Raw genomic sequence first — 20,335 nt, forward strand, 5'->3', positions numbered from 1 at the left:
TCAGACCGCCAGTGTGCCCAAAGCTGCCCGGTTACGCACTACCGCATGGGCATGTCGATGTCAGACCAGCGGCCCGCGAGGGTAGCGTTTGAGCTTCTCAACCAGCTCCGAGCCCGGAATCGGACGGTCGAATAGATAGCCTTGGCCGACATCGCAACGGTGACGGCGCAGGAAGGCCAACTGCTCGGCAGTCTCGATGCCTTCAGCCACGACCTTGAGTTTGAGGTTATGCGCCATGGCGATCACGGCGGAGGTGATCTCCATGTCATCCTGGTTGTCCGGGATTTCGTGGATGAAGCTTCGGTCAATCTTGATGATGTCGATCGGGAATTTTTTCAAGTAGCTGAGCGACGAGTAACCGGTGCCAAAGTCATCCATGGCCAGCGTCAGGCCCAGGCGCTTGAGCTGGTCGAGCTGCAAATGGGTGTCTTCGGTGGCTTCCAGCAGCAGGCCTTCAGTCAGCTCCAGCTCCAGCAGCCGGCCCGGCAACGCTTCTTCCTTGAGAATGTTGGCAATCGATGCGACCAGATCCGGGTCGGAAAACTGTTTCGGCGACAGGTTGATCGCGACCTGCAGATCGCCCAGGCCGGCGGCGGTCAGTGCTTTGCTCATTCGGCACGCCTGACGGGCGATCCACTTGCCGATCGGAATGATCAGCCCGGTTTCTTCAGCGACGCTGATGAACTGGTCCGGGCGGATCATGCCTTTTTCCGGATGGTTCCAGCGCAGCAGTGCTTCCATCCCCAGCAAGCGGCCGCTGCGCAGGCAGAGCTTGGGCTGATAAAACACGTCCAGCTCGTTTTGCGTCAGGGCGCGTCGCAGGTTGTTTTCGACAAAGAGTTTGTAACTGGCCTCTGCGTTCAGGGTTTCGGTGAACACCTGAACCTGATGTTTGCCATTGGCCTTGGCCTTGTGCAGCGCGAGGCCGGCGTTGCGCATCAGGGTTTGCGGGTCGCGACCGTGCAGCGGCGCACAGGCGAGGCCAACGGAGCCGGTCACGCTGATCAGCTGGTTGTCGACGAACATCGGCTTGTCGAGCGTCGCCAGTAACAGGTTGGCGATTTGCTGGCCTTCCAAGAGGTCGGTGTTGTCCAGCAATACGGCGAATTCGTTACTGGCAAAACGTGCCAGGCTGCCGCTCGGGCTCAGGCTGTTGCGCAAGCGGCGGGCGAGACTGATCAGCAGTTTGTCGCCGGTCTGATGGCCGAGGCTGTCGTTGATGCGCTTGAAGTTGTCGATGTCCACCAGCACCAGGCAAATTGGCGTGTCGGTGTCGCGGGCGAAGCGTTCATCGAGGTTGCGAATGAATGAGGGGCGATTGCCGAGATTGGTCAGGTTGTCGGTGTAGGCCAGGCGCTCGATGCGCTGTTGGGCGAGTTTGGTCTGAGTGATGTCTTCGTAGATGCCGATGTAGTGCGTCAGCTCCCGGTTGTCACCGTAGACTTTGGAAATCGACAACTGGCCCCAGTACGGTTCGAGGTTTTTCCGCCGGCTTTTGAACTCGCCCTGCCAGCTGTTGCTTTTGGCCAGTGCGGAGGGCGCGTCGAACAGCAACTCGCTGAGATTCTCCAGCGCCGGCAGTTCCGACAGCCGCTGGCCGTGGACCTCTTCGGTGGTGTACTGAGTGATCGCCGTGAAACTCGGGTTTACGTATTCGACCACGCCGTCGCAATTGACCAGCAGGAAAGCGTTGGCGCTTTGCTCCACGGCCCGCTGGAACAAGTGCAAGGCGCTGGTGGCGGTGCGACGGTTGTGATTGTTGATGACCTGAGCAAACTGGTCGGCCAGCTCGCCCGCGAAGGCGATTTCGTCGGATTGCCAGGCGCGGGTGGCACCGATTTGCTCCAGGCACAGCACGCCCACCACTTGCCCGTCGACGCGGATACTGGCGTCGAGCATGGCGTTCACATCGCGCGGTCGCAGGCTTTCAGCCATCCCTCGGGTGCGCGGATCGTCCATGGCATTGTGCGCGTCGATCGCGCGGCTGCTCTGCAATGCTTCGAGATAATCCGGGAAGCCACTGATGTCGATTGGCTCGGGCATCAGGTAGTCGCCGGGCGCGCGGTGATAAGCGGAGATCGGCACCAGCATTGAGCCGTCGAGATTCCACAGGCTGGCGCAGTCGATTTCGTAAATGTCGCAGGCACTGCGGGTGATCAGTTTGGCGGCTTCCTGCAGGGAGTTGCCGTTGCTGTAGCGCTGGCGAGTCAGCAGTAGAATCAGGTCTTGTTGCGCGCGCACACGGTCCAGATGCAGGAGCTGTTCCTGCTGTGCTCGCTGATTGAGTTCCAGGGCGATTTGCAGTCGTGAATTCTGGGTTTCGAGATCGAGCGCGGCCGGCAGCGGCTCACCCTCGAACATTCCGTCGACGACCATCAGGTAGCCGCGCAACAGGTGTCGATTGTGTTGGCGATAGCGTTCGCCGACTTCCAGCAGGCTCAACGACCCGGCGGCCGTGTGCAGGGTGTAGCGGATCAGGTAATGCGAACTTTCCGTCAGTTGCTGCTGGACGGCGTCGTGCAGCTGATAACGTGCTTCCGGCTCCATCAGGCTGGCGTAGGGCGAGCCGATCAGGGCGCATAGCTCGACGGCCGGCAAACCGAACTGGCGCTCGCAGTTGGGATCGAGGAACAGCAGCGCCCAGCTAGGTTCATTCAGCCGTTCGAAACGCAGCATGCCGAGCCGCGAGGGCACGGGCAATTGCGTCACTACCTCGGCCACCATACGGCTGGTGGCATCAGGTTGGCTTTTCATAGGGAGGGAAACTCGCTTCGATTATGCTGATCGCGCCGGGCTCTCGCCCTCTTGTCTGTTGTCTGCGGCAAGGTTGCATCATTGCAACACCGACTGACAAGAGACATGAAGGCCAAGTGCTATAAGAATATGTCGGCAGGCGGGATGATTTCTCCAGCGCACGGCTGAAACTAATGGTTTCAGCCGAAAAATCATCGAAGCGCTATGGCTATCGACTGCAGCAATTTGCCGTCGCGATCATGGTAATTGACGTGAATTTGCTCGGCATCAACGACCAGATGGGCAAAGTTATCCTGGCTGATCACTTGGCTGGTCAATTCATGCCGGTAATTCCCAGCGGCCGTTCTGGCCAGTGGCTGGTCGAGAATGAACGTCGATGCCTTGGCGTACGGCAGCATTCTACTGTTGCACAGAGGCGACGACACGATGGTGTGAACCTCGAAGTCCGGGTCTGCACTGTGGGTCAGTCGACTCGTCAGGGAGCCATGCACATCGCCGGAGACGAAGAAGACGTTTTTGAGCCGACGTGTACGAACGGTTTCCAGCAGCCGTAGGCGTTGCTCGGGGAACGCCTTCCAGGCGTCATCGCCCAGGCGTTTTCGGTCGGGGTAGAACATGACACTGGTGACCACCATTTTCACCCGTGCGGGGCTGGTGATCAGCCATGTGCACAGGGCCTGCTCCTGTTCAGCGTCGAGGATGCGCCGATTGCCCGCTGATAAATTTCGTCGGGTGCGACTGTCGGTGACAAACCATTCGATATCGCCGTCGGCGAATTGATACCAATAGCGGTCAAGATCAGGGCTGACCTTCCCGTCGGCCAACAGCATGGGCGCAGGGCTGTGACTGGCCTGGTACAGTTCATAAGCGGCGATGGCGTTCTTGTACAGAGATTCATCATTGTCATTCTTCTTGGCGGGCCAGTTGTCTTCAATTTCGTGATCATCAAGGATCATGTAAGTGGGTACGCCCGACATCAACTTGCTTATATGCGGCTGAGAGAACGCTGTCCGATACTTGGTTAGTATTTCTTTGTATTCGCGGTCGGGCGCAATGATATGCAAGTCGTCGACGTAAATTTGATCCCCAGTCATCAGCATTGCGCTGATGGCGGGTTCTGCACGCTGTACCAGATTATTGATCGAAGCAAAAATGCGGTCGCCCAAATGCGGTGCCGAAGGTAGGCCCGCGGTCATCCGCAAATAACGACAGGAGCCCACGATATAAGCTCTTGGGACCTTGAGTTGGTTCGACAATGTACGAAAACGGTAAAGATCCTTGGGCCATTGCAACGGCAATTCCTGTACCGAATCAACCGTGTGCATCGGGTTCATGGGACTGAACCAGCCTGCCTGGTATTCGTATTCCGTGTTGGCGGCGAGATCGTTTAATACAATGATTTCCGCCATGTCCCGCGATGATGCCAGTTGCGCGAACGTACCTTGTGACCACTGTTGTTCGCGAGCTCGTCGATAACGGATGCCCGCAAATGCCACGGAGTTTTGTTGATGTTCGCCGCGCAGAAGAATGCGCGCGTGGTGAGAAGTGGTGTGGCCAATAATTGGTCCGACGGTAGGTTTCAGCATGATCGAGTCCATTCGAAGTTCATTTGAATTTCAGGTTTTACTCGTCTTGAAGACTTAACCAAGCCTAAGTATTGAACCTTGAAAAAGATTGAGCCGAAATGGATGTGAGTTGTAGGTGATGTCAGCTACAAAAGTAGGAAGCGGTTTCACGTTAAAAACGCAGGCAAAAAAAAGCCCCGCCAAATTGACGGGGTTGAGGTACGAGCGTGGCGCTCGGAAAACGTGGATCGCAATCGGCCCTCGAGTGAAGAGGGCCGGTCGCTGTTACAGCAGGATGGTGCGGATGTCCGCCAGCAGGTCGCTCAGACGCTTGGTGAAGCGTGCAGCAGCGGCGCCGTTGATCACACGGTGATCGTAGGACAGCGACAATGGCAGCATCAGCTTCGGCTGGAAGGCTTTGCCGTCCCAGACGGGCTGAATGGTCGCCTTGGAAACACCCAGGATCGCCACTTCCGGCGCGTTGACGATCGGCGTGAAGCCGGTGCCGCCAATGTGGCCGAGGCTGGAAATGGTGAAGCAGGCGCCTTGCATGTCGTCAGCGGTGAGCTTCTTGTCGCGGGCTTTGGCGGCCAGCGCAGCGGCCTCGGCAGCCAGTTGCAGCAGGCTCTTCTGGTCGACATTCTTGATGACCGGTACCAGCAAGCCTTCAGGAGTGTCGACGGCGAAGCCGATGTTCACGTACTTCTTGCGGATGATTGCCTTGCCGCTTGGCGCCAGCGAACTGTTGAAGTCCGGCAGTTCCTTGAGCAGGTGCGCGCAGGATTTGAGCAGCAGCGGCAGAATGGTCAGCTTGACGCCGGCTTTCTCTGCAACGGCTTTCTGCGCGATGCGGAACGCTTCCAGCTCGGTGATATCAGCCGAATCGAACTGAGTCACGTGTGGAATGTTCAACCAGCTGCGGTGCAGGCTCGACGCGCCGATTTGCATCAGGCGAGTCATCGGCACTTCTTCGGTTTCGCCGAAACGGCTGAAGTCCACTGCCGGAATCGGCGGAATGCCCGCGCCACCGGTCGTACCGCCAGCAGCGGCCGGTGCTTCCTTGGCCTTCTGCATCATGGCTTTGACATAAACCTGCACGTCTTCTTTCAGCACACGACCGTGCGGGCCGCTTGAGCTGACTGCGCTCAGCTCGACGCCGAATTCGCGGGCCAGTTGGCGTACCGCCGGGCCTGCGTGAACCTTGGCGCCCGGTTTGGCTGGCGCAGCAGCCGGCGCGGCGGGTGCCGGAGCAGCGGCCGCAGGGGCTGCTTCAGCCTTGGCGGCCGCAGGCGCGGGTGCTGCAGCGGCTGGAGCCGGAGCAGCTGCAGGCGCCGCGCCTTTGACTTTGAGCTTGAGGATCAGGTCGCCGGTACCGACTTCGTCGTCCAGCTTGATCGAAACACTTTCCACGACGCCAGCGGCAGGCGATGGGATTTCCATGCTCGCCTTGTCGGATTCCAGAGTGATCAGCGACTGATCGGCGGTGACGGTGTCGCCAGCCTTGACCAGCACTTCGATGATCTTGGCCTTGCCCGACGAACCAATGTCCGGCACGTGGATGTCCTGAACGGTGTCGGCAGCCGGCGCAACCGGAGCAGCGGCAGGCGCCGGAGCAGCAGCGGCAGCCGGCGCAGCAGCCTGAGCTGGCACGGCAGCGACCGGTGCCGCAGCACCCGCCACTTCCAGGTCCAGAATCAGGTCGCCAGTACCGACTTCGTCGTTGAGCTTGACGCTGATGGCTTTGACCACGCCAGCGGCAGGCGACGGGATTTCCATGCTGGCCTTGTCGGATTCGAGGGTGATCAGCGACTGATCAGCCTCGACGGTATCGCCGACCCTGACCTGGATCTCGATGATCTGGGCCTTGCCCGACGAACCGATGTCCGGCACGTGCACTTGCTGAACCGAGGCGGCCGCGGGTGCAGCAGCAGGCGCCACGGCCGGAGCAGCAGAAGCTGCCGCCGGTTTCTCTTCAGCCTTGGCCGCAGGAGCCGCGTCAGCCGCAGGAGCCGCTTGCGCAGCACCTTCGACTTCCAGCTCCAGCAACTCGTCGCCTTCTTTCAAGCGATCGCCCAGTTTGACTTTCAGGCTTTTGACGATACCGGCTTTGGGTGCAGGCACTTCCATGCTCGCCTTGTCCGATTCCAGCGTCAGAATGCTTTGCTCGGCTTCGATACGGTCGCCGACCTTCACAAACAGTTCAATTACTTCACCTTCACCGCTGCCGATGTCAGGTACGCGAATGAGTTCGCTCACAGGGTGTCTCCTCAGCAGTCCAGTGGGTTGCGTTTTTCCGGGTCGATGCCGAACTTGGCGATGGCTTCAGCCACCACTTTAGGTTCGATATCGCCTCGGTCAGCCAATGCTTCAAGGGCTGCCAACACCACGAAATGACGATCGACTTCGAAGAAGTGACGCAGCTTCTTGCGGCTGTCACTGCGGCCGAAACCGTCGGTGCCCAGGACTTTGAATTCCTTGGACGGGACCCACTGGCGGATCTGCTCAGCGAACATCTTCATGTAGTCGGTAGACGCAATGACCGGACCTTGACGGCCGTTCAGGCACTGCTCGACGTAGCTCAGCTGTGGTTTCTGGCCCGGGTGCAGACGGTTGCTGCGCTCGACGGCCAGGCCATCGCGACGCAATTCGTTGAAGCTGGTAACGCTCCACACGTCAGCGCCGACATTGAACTGTTCACGCAGAATCTTCGCCGCTTCGCGAACTTCACGCAGGATGGTGCCGGAGCCCATCAGCTGAACGTGGTGCGCCGCTTCGCGGGTGTCCTCTTCAAGCAGGTACATGCCCTTGATGATGCCTTCTTCAACACCGGCCGGCATGGCAGGCTGCTGGTAGGACTCGTTCATCACGGTGATGTAATAGAAAACGTCTTGCTGCTGTTCGGTCATCTTCTTCATGCCGTCCTGAATGATCACCGCCAGCTCGTAGCCGTAAGTTGGATCAAAGGTGCGGCAGTTCGGGATGGTGGCAGCCAGGATGTGGCTGTGACCGTCTTCGTGTTGCAGGCCTTCGCCGTTCAGCGTGGTCCGACCGGCGGTGCCGCCGATCAGGAAGCCACGGGTGCGGCTGTCGCCAGCGGCCCAGGCGAGGTCGCCGATACGCTGGAAGCCGAACATCGAGTAGAAGATGTAGAACGGCAGCATTGGCTGGTTGTGGCTGGAGTACGAAGTACCGGCAGCGATGAAGGAGCTCATGGCGCCCGCTTCGTTGATGCCTTCTTCGAGAATCTGGCCCTTCTTGTCTTCCTTGTAGAACATCACCTGGTCTTTATCGACTGGCTCGTAAAGCTGGCCGACGGAGGAGTAGATGCCCAACTGACGGAACATGCCTTCCATGCCGAAGGTACGGGCTTCGTCCGGGATGATCGGCACGATGCGCGAACCGATCTCCTTGTCCTTGACCAGCTGCGCGAGAATCCGCACAAAAGCCATGGTGGTGGAAATTTCACGGTCGCCCGAGCCGTCCAGGATAGCCTTGAGGGTATCGAGCGGCGGTGTCGGGATGTCGAAGCTCTTGGCGCGACGCTGTGGCACGAAACCGCCCAGTGCGGTGCGGCGCTCGCTCAGGTAACGGGCTTCGGCGCTGTTCGGCTCAGGCTTGAAGAACGGCAGGTTTTCCAGTTCTTCGTCGCGCACCGGAATGTCGAAACGGTCGCGGAACAACTTCAGGCTGTCGACATCGACTTTCTTGGTGTTGTGCGCGGTGTTTTTCGCTTCGCCGGCACCGGTGCCATAACCCTTGATGGTCTTGGCCAGGATGACGGTGGGTTGTTCTTTGTGATTGACCGCTTCGTGGTACGCCGCGTAGACCTTGTACGGGTCGTGGCCGCCACGGTTGAGTTTCCAGATTTCGTCGTCGGACAGGTCCGCAACCATCGCCTTGAGTTCAGGCGTGTTGAAGAAGTGTTCACGCACGAATGCGCCGTCTTTGGCTTTGTAATTCTGGTACTCGCCGTCGATGACTTCGTCCATGCGACGTTGCAGGATACCGTCGACGTCTTTGGCCAGCAGTGGGTCCCAGAAACGGCCCCAGATGACTTTGGTCACGTTCCACTGAGCACCGCGGAACACGCCTTCGAGTTCCTGGATGATCTTGCCGTTGCCGCGAACCGGGCCGTCGAGGCGCTGCAGGTTACAGTTGATGACGAAGATCAGGTTGTCGAGCTTCTCGCGGCCAGCCAGCGAGATCGCGCCCAGGGATTCCGGCTCGTCGCACTCGCCGTCGCCCAGGAAGCACCAGACTTTCTGCTTGCCTTGCGGAATGAAACCACGGGCTTCCAGGTACTTCATGAAGCGAGCCTGGTAGATCGCCTGGATCGGGCCCAGACCCATGGAAACGGTCGGGAACTGCCAGAAGTCAGGCATCAGCCAAGGGTGCGGATAGGACGACAGGCCCTGACCGTCCACTTCCTGGCGGAAGTTGTTCATCTGGTCTTCGGTGATGCGGCCTTCCATGAATGCGCGGGCGTAAACGCCTGGCGAGGTGTGGCCCTGGAAGTAGATCAGGTCGCCGCCGTGTTCGTCGGTCGGGGCCTGGAAGAAATAGTTGAAGCCGATGTCGTACAAGGTTGCGCTGGAGGCGAAGCTGGAGATGTGACCGCCCAGGTCAGAATCTTTCAGGTTCGTGCGCATCACCATGGCCATCGCGTTCCAGCGTACCAGCGAGCGAATGCGGCGTTCCATGAACAGGTCGCCAGGCATGCGTGCTTCGTGGGTAACGGGAATGGTGTTGCGGTATGGCGTGGTGATGGCGTAAGGCAATTGCGAACCGCTGCGGGTTGCGAGTTCGCCCAAACGGGTCATCAGATAATGAGCGCGGTCTTCGCCTTCTTTGTCGAGAACCGATTCCAGGGCGTCCAGCCATTCCTGGGTTTCGACGGGATCGAGGTCTTGCATGGCTTGCTCCAGGGCGGAAAGGCTTCCAGAATCGGTTGCCTGAGTTTGCGACTGGCCTTGTGGGCAGACGATATAAATTCTTGGATTGCCGAGAGGTAGGTTCCGGCGGCGTGTAGTTTTACTACAAATCATTGAGCATTTCAGCTATCCGAATGTATATACGAGTAGTAAAACTACAGATGAGCGGCTTGTGGCCTCCAGCTCCGTTGTGAGAATAATCGTTAAGGTTGGTCGTTTGCCAACCGAAAAAGGTGAATGCTTGATGCTCGCTGCCAACAATAAAGAAATTTCAGCTATTTCTAACTTTTGTTCGACAGTCGGTCGCGTAGTGCTTTCTGAAAATTCACTACATGCAGCCCTCCACACGCCGATCAAGGATAGACCATGAGCCTGCCTACGCTTGCCGAACTGCCCGGCATTCTCCTGCCGTTTGTCACCCGTGCCGAGCAGTCTTTGCGCGCGGCCGTCGCCGAACTGGATGACGATCAAGCGCTGTCCGCCTGGACGCCAGAGCGCTGGGCGCAGTTCGCCCGCGTGACGGCTGCCAGCGATTTTGTCATTGAACAAAGTGTGCGTGACCCTTTGATGTTGCTGGCGCTGGTGCAGTCCGGCGAACTGGACCGCAGTTTTGCCCCTGGCGAGTTATGCGCACAGATCGCGGCGGCGGCGAATGCCGCTGAAAGCGAAGATGAACTCGGGCGGGTATTGCGCCGCCAGCGCACCCGTCATCAGGTGCGGATCATCTGGCGTGACCTCAACCGCCAGGCCGATCTGATCCAGACCTGTCGCGACCTTTCCGACATGGCCGACGCGAGCATCGATCAGGCGTATCAATGGCTGTACGCGCGCCACTGTCAGCAATTCGGCGTGCCCACCGGCCGACGCAGCGGCGAGCCGCAGCAAATGGTCATCCTCGGCATGGGCAAGCTTGGTGCGGTCGAGCTCAATCTGTCGTCCGACATCGATCTGATCTTCGCCTACCCCGAGGGCGGCGAAACCGTGGGCGTGAAGCGCTCGCTGGATAACCAGGAATTTTTCATCCGTCTCGGCCAACGGCTGATCAAAGCGCTGGACCCGATGACCGTCGACGGTTTCGTCTTTCGCGTCGACATGCGTCTGCGCCCTTACGGCTCATCCGGCGCGCTGGTGCTGAGCTTCAACGCGCTGGAGCAGTATTACCAGGATCAGGGTCGCGACTGGGAACGTTACGCGATGATCAAGTCGCGGGTCGTGGCCGGCGATCAGGCCGCCGGTGCGCAACTGCAAGAGATGTTGCGTCCGTTCGTTTATCGGCGGTATCTGGATTTTTCCGCCATCGAAGCGCTGCGCACCATGAAGCAGCTGATTCAGCAGGAAGTGCGGCGCAAAGGGATGGCCGACAACATCAAACTCGGCTCGGGTGGCATTCGTGAGGTGGAGTTTATCGCGCAGGCGTTCCAGCTGATTCACGGCGGCCGCGACCTCAGCCTGCAGCAGCGTCCGCTATTAAAAGTATTGAGCACGCTCGAAGGCCAGGGTTACCTGCCGCCCGCGGTGGTGAGCGAGCTGCGCGAAGGCTATGAATTCCTGCGTTACACCGAGCACGCGATTCAGGCGATTGCCGATCGTCAGACGCAGATGCTGCCGGACGGCGCAGAGGATCAGGCGCGCATCGCCTTCATGCTCGGTTTCGACGATTGGCCGGCCTTCCACCAGCAACTGATGCATTGGCGCGGTCGCGTGGCGTGGCACTTCGGGCAGGTGATTGCCGATCCGGACGAAGAGGAGGGCACCGAGAGCGAAGTCGTGGTCGGCGGTGAATGGCTACCGTTGTGGGAAGAGGCTCAGGATGAAGAAGCCGCCTGCCGTCAATTGGGCGAGGGCGGTTTCGTCGACGCGACCAAGGCGCTGAAAGCCCTGGCCGCGCTGCGCGCCAGCCCGCAATTGCGGGCGATGCAACGTCTTGGGCGCGAGCGTCTGGACGCATTTATCCCTCGATTGCTGGCGCAGGCCGTGGAGCACGCCAACCCTGATCTGGTGTTGGAGCGGGTCTTGCCCCTGGTGGAAGCGGTTGCCCGGCGTTCCGCGTACCTGGTGTTGCTGACCGAAAACCCCGGCGCACTGCGACGCTTGCTGACACTGTGCGCGGCGAGCCCATGGATCGCCGAGCAAATCACCCGCTTCCCGCTGCTGCTTGACGAGCTGCTCAACGAAGGCCGGTTGTTCAAGCCGCCCTTGGCACCGGAGCTCGCCGCCGAATTACGTGAGCGTCTGACGCGCATTCCCGAAGATGACCTCGAACAACAAATGGAAGCGCTGCGCCATTTCAAACTGGCGCACCGCTTGCGGGTGGCCGCTTCGGAAATCGCCGGCAGCCTGCCGTTGATGAAAGTCAGCGATTATCTGACCTGGCTCGCTGAAGCGATTCTCGAGCAGGTGATGGCGCTGGCGTGGCGCCAGACCGTGGCCAAATATGGAACACCCCTGCGCAACGACGGCAGTTTCTGCGATCCAGGCTTCATCATTGTCGGTTACGGCAAAGTCGGCGGACTGGAACTGGGGCATGGTTCGGACCTCGATCTGGTGTTCATCCACGACGGCGATCCGCAGGCTGAAACCGACGGGCCGAAACCCATCGACGGTGCACAATTCTTCACTCGGCTGGGGCAGCGAATCATTCACTTGCTCACGGCCCAGACCAACTCTGGCCAGCTGTATGAAGTGGATATGCGCCTGCGGCCGTCCGGCGCTTCCGGCCTGTTGGTCAGCTCGCTCGGGGCCTTTGCCCGCTATCAGGAAAATGAGGCCTGGACCTGGGAGCATCAAGCGCTGGTGCGCGCGCGGGTGCTGGTCGGAAGTCAGGATGTCGGTCAGGCATTCGAGAAGGTCCGCGCGGTGATATTGGGCCGTCCGCGGGACCTGCCGACATTGCGTCAGGAAGTCAGCGAGATGCGCACAAAGATGCGCGATAACCTCGGCACCAGGAGCACCGCGGCCGGCACCGCAGCAAATGCATTCGAGCCCACGGCGCCGTTCGATCTCAAGCAGGACGCCGGAGGTATCGTCGATATTGAATTTATGGTGCAATACGCCGCCCTGGCGTGGTCGCAAGCACACTCGCCCTTGCTGCGCTGGACAGATAACATCCGCATTCTGGAAGAGCTGGAGCATGAAGGGCTGATGCCCGCCGAGGACGCCGCTCTGCTGCGCGAGGCCTATAAAGCCTACCGCTCAGCCGCGCACCGGCAGGCATTGCAGAAAGACCCCGGAGTGATTCCGGGCGATCAGTTCGCGGATGAGCGCCGGCAGGTCATGCGAATCTGGCGTGAGTTGGGGCTAAGCTGAAACCGGTTATTTGAAACACCTGATGCCCTTGTGGGAGCGAGCTTGCTCGCGATGGCGGTCTGACAGTCAGCATAAATGTTGTATGGGGCGGCCACATCGCGAGCAAGCTCGCTCCCACAGTGGATTTGCAGGCGTTTTGTAGAATTCTCGAGGCGGGGAGGCGTATGCCTCCCCGGTTCGTTTTTGGAAACCACATGAAAATTCTGATCGTTGGGCCCAGTTGGGTCGGTGACATGGTGATGGCGCAGACACTGTTTCAGTGCCTCAAACAGCGCCATCCGCAGTGCGAAATCGACGTGCTGGCCCCCGAGTGGAGCCGGCCGATTCTTGAGCGCATGCCCCAAGTGCGTCAGGCGTTGAGCTTTCCGCTCGGTCACGGCGTGCTGGAGCTGGCGACGCGCCGGCGCATCGGCAAGTCCCTGGCCGGTCAGTACGACCAGGCGATCCTGCTGCCCAATTCCCTGAAGTCGGCGCTGGTGCCGTTCTTCGCCGGCATCGCGAAGCGCACCGGCTGGCGTGGCGAGTTTCGCTACGGCCTGCTCAACGACGTGCGTACGCTGGATAAAGAACGTTATCCGCTGATGATCGAACGTTTCATGGCCCTGGCTTACGAGCCCGGCCTCGAGCTGCCGAAACCGTATCCGCGACCGACCCTGCAGATTAACCCGGTGACCCGCGAAGCGGCCTTGGCGAAATTCGGCTTGAGCCTCGATCGCCCGGTCCTGGCCCTGTGTCCCGGCGCCGAGTTTGGCGAATCCAAACGCTGGCCGTCCGAGCATTACGCTCAGGTCGCCGAAGCGAAAATTCGCGAAGGCTGGCAAGTCTGGCTGTTCGGTTCGAAAAACGATCACGCCGTCGGTGAAGACATCCGCGCGCGGCTGATTCCCGGTTTGCGCGAAGAATCGGTGAACCTCAGCGGCGGCACTTCCCTCGCCGAAGCCATTGATCTGTTGTCTTGCGCCGACTCGGTGGTGTCCAACGATTCCGGCCTGATGCACGTTGCCGCCGCGTTGAACCGGCCTTTGGTGGCGGTGTACGGCTCGACTTCGCCGGGCTTCACTCCGCCGCTGGCCGAGCACGTCGAAATCGTGCGCCTGGGCATCGAATGCAGCCCATGCTTCGACCGCACATGCCGGTTCGGTCATTACAATTGCCTGCGCCAACTTATGCCGCAAGCGGTGAACGAAGCCTTGCAGCGGTTGCAGGGCACTGTGGTCGAGGTCCAATAGTTTGCGGGTTCTGTTGATCAAGACATCTTCGCTGGGCGATGTGATTCACGCGTTGCCAGCGTTGACCGATGCAGCCCGGGCGATTCCCGGAATCACATTCGACTGGGTCGTGGAAGAAGGCTTCGCCGAAATCCCCACCTGGCACCCGGCTGTGGGTAAAGTGATTCCAGTGGCAATCCGGCGCTGGCGCAAGAACATCTGGCAAACCCTCAAAAGCGGCGAATGGAAACGTTTCAAGCAAAGCGTTCGGGCCACGAAATACGATCTGGTGATCGACGCGCAAGGGTTGCTGAAAAGCGCCTGGCTGACCCGTTACGTCAAAGCTCCGGTGGCCGGTCTCGACAAAAGCTCGGCACGCGAGCCGATGGCCGCGCGATTTTACAATCGGCGTCTGGCAGTTGCCCGGGGTCAGCACGCAGTGGAGCGTGTCCGTCAGTTGTTCGCCATTGCCCTGGGGTACGACTTGCCCAAAGGCCTGGGCGATTACGGCCTGAACGTCGAACGGCTGGTGGAGCTGCCGCGTAAGAATCCGTACGTGCTGTTCCTGCATGGCACCACGTGGGACACCAAACACTGGCCCGAAGCCTACTGGCGTGAACTGGCCGAGCGAGTCGGCTATCTGGGTGTCGGTGTGAAACTGGCGTGGGGCAGTCCGGCTGAAAAAGCCCGGGCCGAACGCATCGCCAAGGACATGCGCCACGTTGAAGTGCTGCCGAAACTGAATCTGGCGGGCGTCGGCAAAGTGCTTGCCGGTGCGCAGGCTTGCGTCGCGGTAGACACCGGTCTGGGTCATCTCGCCGCGGCCCTCGACGTACCGACGCTGTCACTTTTCGGTCCCACCAATCCCGGCCTGACCGGTGCCTATGGCAAGGCGCAGATTCACGTCGCCAGCGATTGGCCATGCGCGCCGTGCCTGCAAAAGAAATGCACCTATCAACCGACGGCCGAAGATGCCCGTCAGTTCGACCTGAAACGCGAGTGGCCACTGTGCTTCACGCGCCTGAATCCCGAGCGTGTCGCCACCCGACTGAGCACGTTGTTACTGGCTGAGGAGCTGCGCTGATGCAGTTGGCATTCGTCTTGTACAAATATTTTCCGTTCGGCGGCCTGCAGCGTGATTTCATGCGCATCGCCCTGGAATGCCAGCAGCGCGGCCATCAGATTCGCGTCTACACCTTGATCTGGGAAGGCGAAGTGCCGCCGGGTTTCGAAGTGCTCGTGGCGCCGGTCAAAGCCTTCTTCAATCACCGCCGCAACGAAAAACTCAGCGAATGGATGGAGGCCGATCTGGCCAAGCGTCCGGTGGACCGTCTGATCGGCTTTAACAAGATGCCGGGGCTCGACGTTTACTACGCCGCCGATGGCTGCTTCGAAGACAAGGCGCAGAACCTGCGCAATTCGCTGTACCGGCGCTGGGGCCGCTACCGGCACTTCGCCGAATACGAGCGTGCGGTGTTCGCCAAGAGCGCCAAAACTGAAATATTGATGATCTCCGAGGTTCAGCAACCCCTGTTCATCAAACATTACGACACACCGCTGGAACGCTTCCATCTGCTCCCGCCGGGCATTTCCCAGGATCGTCGCGCGCCGGCCAATGCCGCTGAGATCCGCGCCGATTTCCGTCGCGAATTCAACCTCGAAGACGATGACCTGTTGCTGGTACAGATAGGCTCCGGGTTCAAGACCAAAGGCGTCGATCGCAGCCTCAAGGCAGTGGCGGCATTGCCCGCTGATCTGAAGAAACGCACCCGACTGTTTGTAATTGGCCAGGATGACCCCAAATTGTTCCAGATGCAGAGCGCCACCTTGGGGCTCGGCGACAATGTCACGTTTCTCAAGGGCCGTAGCGATATTCCGCGTTTCCTGCTCGGCGCCGACGTTTTGATTCATCCGGCGTACAACGAAAACACCGGGACCGTGTTGCTTGAAGCCTTGGTGGCCGGGCTGCCGGTGCTGGTCAGCGCGGTCTGTGGCTACGCCCATTACATCGCCGAGGCGGAAGCCGGTCTGGTACTGGATCAGCCATTCGATCAGGCGCAATTGACGCGCTACCTGACCGACATGTTGAACGACGCAACTGCACGGGCGGCCTGGAGCCGCAACGGTCTGTCCTATGCCGAAACGGCCGACCTCTACAGCATGCCGCAACACGCGGCCGATGTGATTCTGGCGGAGCACGCTTAATGAAGTTGATGCTGGCTGAACCGTTCAAAAGCCTCTGGGCCGGACGCGACCCGTTCGTCGAAGTCGAAGGACTCGAGGGCGAGGTTTACCGCGCGCTGGAAGCGCGCCGCACCTTGCGTACCGAAGTGAATGGCGAAGGCTTTTTCGTAAAGATTCACCATGGCATCGGCTGGCGCGAGATTTTCAAGAACCTGCTGACGGCCAAGCTGCCGGTACTTGGCGCGGGGCAGGAATGGGCTGCCATCCAGCGCCTGCAGGAAGTCGGCGTACCGACCATGACCGCCGTCGCCTACGGCGAAAAGGGTACCAACCCGGCGGACCATGATTCGTTCATCATCACCGAAGAATTGGCGCCCACCATCAGTCTTGAAGATTTTTGCATGGATTGGCCGGCGCAGCCTCCCGAGCCGACACTCAAGCGCGCGCTGATCGCCGAAGTCGCACGCATGACCGGCATGATGCACCGTGCGGGGGTGAACCATCGCGACTGCTACATCTGCCACTTCCTGTTGCACACCGACAAGCCGGTGACCGCCCACGACCTGAAGCTCTCGGTCATCGACCTGCACCGCGCCCAGACCCGCCCCACGATTCCCGCGCGTTGGCGGAACAAAGACTTGGCAGCGCTGTATTTTTCCGCGATGGATATCGGCCTGACCCGGCGCGACAAGTTGCGTTTCCTCAAGGGCTATTTTCAGCGCCCCCTGCGCCAGATCCTGAGCGAGGAAAGTGGTTTGCTGGTGTGGTTGCAAAGCAAGGCCGACAAGCTCTACGACCGCAAACAGCGCTACGGGAATGCGCTCTGATGTCGGGTTGGAATCTGGAACCGGCCTATGGCGCTCTGGCTGACGATTTCGGTAGCCTGGATGCAGTGTTCGCCCTGCAAGGCGAGCGTTTGACGCGTGATCCGTTGTCCGAAGTCATCCGCGTGCAGCGCAATGGCGTCAACTATTACGTCAAGCGCTACGTGGGCGCCGGTAAAGGCCTGCGGCGGTACCTGGGCAAACCCCGGGTGAAAGCCGAATGGCAGAATCTCAAACGCTTCGCCAAGTGGGGCATCCCCACCGCCGAAGTGGTGGCCTGGGGCCTGGAACGGCGCGGCGCGACCTACGATCGCGGGGCGATGATCACCCGTGAATTGCCGCATACCGAAGATTTGTCGGCCCTTGCCGAACGTCACGATCCGAAACTGGCGGACCGCGCCTGGGTCGACACCGTCAGTCGTCAACTGGCCGGCTATACCCGGATCATGCATGACCACCGCTTCACGCATAACGATTTGAAGTGGCGCAACTTGCTGATCGACGATCAGGCGCGACTGTTCCTGATCGACTGCCCGAACGGTGATTTCTGGCGCGGTTTCTGGCTCAAGTACCGCATTACCAAAGACCTCGCGTGTCTCGACAAGGTTGCCAAATATCAGTTGTCGGCGACTCAGCGTCTGCGTTTTTACTTGCAATACCGGCAGCAGCCCCGGCTCGATGCCGCGGATAAAAAGCGCATTCGTCATGTGCTGAGATTTTTCGAGGGTCGTGAATGACAGATTTTCTCGCCGCTGAAGACCGTGCGCTGCTTGAGCGCCATGGCCTCGGTACCTTTGACGCGCTGTGGGCCAGAGAGCTCGAGGCGGTGGACGAGCCCAACAACGTGCGCGGAGGCTGGAGCAGTGTGTCCCGTCTGGACCTGGAGGGGCAGGGGTTCTACCTCAAGCGCCAGAGCAACTACCAAATGCATACGTTGCATGCGCCGTTGGGTGAGCCGAGCTTTGCCCGTGAGTTTCGCAATATCAGTCGCTACGAGAAGCTTGGCATTCCGGCGCTGAAGGCGTCGTACTTCGGTGAGCGCAGGGTCGACGGTGAAGTCCGGGCGATTTTGCTGACCCGCGCGCTCGACGGCTGGGATGACCTGGATTCGCTGTTGCAGCATTGGTCGGACCTGAGCGCGGCGCAGCAGTCGGGGATTTTGCAGGCCTGTGGCCGGCTGGCCCGACGTCTGCACGGTGCACGGCAGGTTCACGGCTGCTTTTATCCAAAACACATATTTCTTCAGGTTGCTCACGACGGATACGTGGCCCGGCTGATTGACCTGGAAAAAACCCGGCCTCTGTTGTTCGGTCGGCGTGATCGGGTCAAGGATCTGGAGCCGTTGACGCGGCGCGCGCCAGAATGGAGCGAAGCGCAGCTGCGCGAGTTGCTCGCGGCCTATCTCGAGCAACCGCAGGACGCTTCGCTGATCGACGGCTGGCTGACGCGCCTGACCGCGCGGCGCAGTTACAAGGGGGCTAACTGATGCGATTGTCCGAACTGAAAAACGCCGGCCGCCAACCTGACCTGCCCCTGAGCATTACCCTGGCCGATGCGGCCGGGCCTGCCGAGTTGCAGTTGTTGAGTCTGTTGCGGGTGTTGCCGGGCCAGCGCTATGTCGGCGCCGGCGTCTGGCGCAGTCGCCCGGTGCTGGCCAAGTTATTGGTGGGCAGTAAGGCTGCGCGGCATTTTCAACGCGAGCTGGGCGGCGTGCGCTTGCTCGCCGCGCAGGGGCTGACCACGCCGCAGCTGTTGGCCGACGGTTTGAAGGATGGCGACGGCGGCTGGCTGCTGTTCGATTTTCTGGAAAATGCCGAAAGCCTCGGAGGCGCCTGGCAACAGGTCGAGCATTTGCCGATGCTGGCCGATGAGCAATCGAGGGTGTTGGCCGATGCCTTGGGCGCGGTCGGGCAAATGCACCGCAAAGGCCTGTGGCAGGAGGACTTGCATCTGGACAATCTGCTACGCCAGGGCGGGCGACTGTACTTGATCGACGGTGCCGGGATCCGTGCCGAAACGCCGGGCCAACCGTTGTCGCGCCAGAAAGTGCTGGAAAATCTCGGGGTGTTTTTCGCCCAGCTACCCAAGTCGCTGGAGCCCTTCACCGAAGAATTGCTGGTGTATTACCTGTTGAGCAATGGCGAGCATGCGTTGCCCATGGAGGCGTTGCAAAAGCAGATCGACAAAGTCCGCGCCTGGCGCCTCAAGGATTTTCTGGCCAAGGCCGGTCGCGACTGTACGTTGTTCAGCGTTCAGCGCGGGCCGTTCGGTTTGCGGGCGACACGTCGCGATGAGGAGGCGGCGATGCTGCGGGTGCTGGAACAGGCCGATGTGTTGCTCGAACAGGGTCACCTGTACAAGACCGGTGGCACGGCCAGTGTCGGCAAGGTCGAGGTCGGCGCTCGCACATTGCTGATCAAGCGCTACAACATCAAAGGGTTCGCTCATTGGCTCAAGCGTTTCTGGCGCCCAAGTCGAGCCTGGCATTCCTGGCGCGAAGGCCATCGGTTGGCGTTCCTGGGTATCGCCACGCCAAAACCCCTGGCGATGCTCGAAAAACGCTTTCTCGGATTGCGCAGTCGGGCTTACCTGGTGACCGAGCACTTGTCCGGTCCGGATGTCATCGAGCGTTTTGCGCCTTACGTTGAACGGGGCGACGCGCCCGAAGCCGAGCTGGCGGCGCTGGATCACTTGTTTGCCGAGCTGATTCGCGAGCGCATCAGCCACGGCGACTTCAAGGGCCACAACCTGTTCTGGCAAGACAATCGCTGGGTGCTCATCGATCTGGATTCGATGCGCCAGCACGGCTCAGTGGAAAGTTTCGCCCCGGCCTACGCACGCGATCGGGCGCGGTTCATGCGTAACTGGCCGTCGAGCAGTGCGCTGTATCAGCTGATCGATCAGCGCTTGCCCCGCGACGTTTCCAGCACTGCCTGAACTGATCGGGCGAGTGAACACGGCTTGGTGAAACGTCCTACGTGATTCTCGGAACTCGTGAACTGTGTCCTGAATTAGTCCGATGGTAGCTTGCCCTGACGTTCTCGGAGGGCAAATCTTGACCATAAAAACGGCTGTCATGCTCGGCGTCTGCTCACTGGCTTTGACCGGTTGCGGAACGGTTCTCACAGTGCTGCAAGGTGACGAAGACGCCGCCCGAGGTCTCAGGAAACAGAAAACCTACTGTCAGTCCGTCCCGCGAATCTACAGCGGTCTGGCCTACGATTTTTGCCTGTTGAATGCGCCGCCCGACCCGACCGGCGTACTGATTCCGTTTGTTCTTCTGGACATCACTCTGTCCGGCGTTCTGGACACCGTGGCGCTGCCCTACACGATCTATCGGCAGGCAGCGCACGGCAATCTCGGCATTTACTGGCGGGCAGGCCGTGGATAGAAGGCTTCATGTGCTTTCCCGGCATCTTCCTCATACGGGCAATTACCGCTGGGTCTTTCCTGCCATGTTTACGCTATAATCCCGCCCTTTAGCTGCCCGTCGCCCCTTTGCGAAGGCACATTAATTTTTGAGGCGCGTTGCGCCTGCATGCAGACTTAAGAGGCTAGACCCC

At 60.0% G+C, this 20,335-nt stretch carries 13 protein-coding genes; 9 read left to right on the plus strand and 4 right to left on the minus strand.

What is annotated here, in order from left to right:
- Window positions 1-60 precede the first annotated feature (60 nt).
- The 4 genes from ACYZT1_RS02885 to aceE all read right to left on the minus strand — a co-directional run bounded on the left by ACYZT1_RS02885 (window position 61) and on the right by aceE (window position 9,232).
- Window positions 61-2,754 (minus strand): putative bifunctional diguanylate cyclase/phosphodiesterase, encoded by a 2,694-nt coding sequence (locus tag ACYZT1_RS02885; protein ID WP_462017584.1) that lies wholly within the window; start codon window positions 2,752-2,754, stop codon window positions 61-63.
- A gap of 191 nt (window positions 2,755-2,945) precedes the next feature.
- Window positions 2,946-4,340, minus strand: a complete 1,395-nt coding sequence (locus tag ACYZT1_RS02890) for an alkaline phosphatase D family protein (protein WP_462017585.1) — start codon at window positions 4,338-4,340, stop codon at window positions 2,946-2,948.
- Window positions 4,341-4,604: 264 nt separating this feature from the next.
- Window positions 4,605-6,575, minus strand: coding sequence for a dihydrolipoyllysine-residue acetyltransferase (gene aceF / locus ACYZT1_RS02895; protein ID WP_462017586.1), 1,971 nt, complete (start codon window positions 6,573-6,575; stop codon window positions 4,605-4,607).
- Window positions 6,576-6,586: 11 nt separating this feature from the next.
- Window positions 6,587-9,232 carry a pyruvate dehydrogenase (acetyl-transferring), homodimeric type gene (gene aceE, locus ACYZT1_RS02900; protein WP_462017587.1) on the minus strand — a complete coding sequence of 882 codons (2,646 nt, stop codon included), beginning with the start codon at window positions 9,230-9,232 and terminating at the stop codon, window positions 6,587-6,589.
- Between the two features lie 384 nt (window positions 9,233-9,616).
- On the opposite strand from aceE, the gene glnE reads away from it, so the two are divergent.
- From glnE to ACYZT1_RS02945, 9 genes are all read left to right on the plus strand, one after another.
- On the plus strand, window positions 9,617-12,556 hold the full coding sequence (gene glnE, locus ACYZT1_RS02905) for a bifunctional [glutamate--ammonia ligase]-adenylyl-L-tyrosine phosphorylase/[glutamate--ammonia-ligase] adenylyltransferase (protein WP_462017588.1): 2,940 nt from the start codon (window positions 9,617-9,619) through the stop codon (window positions 12,554-12,556).
- A gap of 194 nt (window positions 12,557-12,750) precedes the next feature.
- Complete coding sequence (waaF, locus tag ACYZT1_RS02910; RefSeq protein ID WP_462017589.1) at window positions 12,751-13,785, plus strand: lipopolysaccharide heptosyltransferase II; 1,035 nt, start codon at window positions 12,751-12,753, stop codon at window positions 13,783-13,785.
- 1 nt (window position 13,786) lies between these two features.
- Window positions 13,787-14,848: a lipopolysaccharide heptosyltransferase I gene (waaC, locus tag ACYZT1_RS02915; RefSeq protein WP_462017590.1), complete on the plus strand. Its 1,062-nt coding sequence runs from the start codon at window positions 13,787-13,789 to the stop codon at window positions 14,846-14,848.
- Window positions 14,848-15,969, plus strand: a complete 1,122-nt coding sequence (locus tag ACYZT1_RS02920; RefSeq protein WP_462017591.1) for a glycosyltransferase family 4 protein — start codon at window positions 14,848-14,850, stop codon at window positions 15,967-15,969. Before waaC ends, ACYZT1_RS02920 begins: the two co-directional genes overlap by 1 nt.
- Window positions 15,969-16,775, plus strand: a complete 807-nt coding sequence (gene rfaP / locus ACYZT1_RS02925; protein WP_462017592.1) for a lipopolysaccharide core heptose(I) kinase RfaP — start codon at window positions 15,969-15,971, stop codon at window positions 16,773-16,775. Before ACYZT1_RS02920 ends, rfaP begins: the two co-directional genes overlap by 1 nt.
- The gene (locus tag ACYZT1_RS02930) at window positions 16,775-17,509 is read left to right on the plus strand and encodes a lipopolysaccharide kinase InaA family protein (RefSeq protein ID WP_462017593.1); all 735 of its coding nucleotides are present in this window, start codon (window positions 16,775-16,777) and stop codon (window positions 17,507-17,509) included. Before rfaP ends, ACYZT1_RS02930 begins: the two co-directional genes overlap by 1 nt.
- Window positions 17,506-18,258 (plus strand): lipopolysaccharide kinase InaA family protein, encoded by a 753-nt coding sequence (locus ACYZT1_RS02935; RefSeq protein ID WP_462017594.1) that lies wholly within the window; start codon window positions 17,506-17,508, stop codon window positions 18,256-18,258. The genes ACYZT1_RS02930 and ACYZT1_RS02935 overlap by 4 nt, the downstream gene beginning before the upstream one ends.
- A complete protein-coding gene (locus ACYZT1_RS02940; protein ID WP_462017595.1) occupies window positions 18,258-19,709 on the plus strand; it encodes a lipopolysaccharide kinase InaA family protein in 1,452 nt (483 codons plus the stop codon). The genes ACYZT1_RS02935 and ACYZT1_RS02940 overlap by 1 nt, the downstream gene beginning before the upstream one ends.
- 118 nt (window positions 19,710-19,827) lie before the next feature.
- A complete protein-coding gene (locus ACYZT1_RS02945; RefSeq protein ID WP_462017596.1) occupies window positions 19,828-20,163 on the plus strand; it encodes a YceK/YidQ family lipoprotein in 336 nt (111 codons plus the stop codon).
- The last annotated feature ends 172 nt before the right edge of the window (window positions 20,164-20,335 follow it).

This window comes from Pseudomonas sp. PB3P13 (assembly GCF_054897735.1).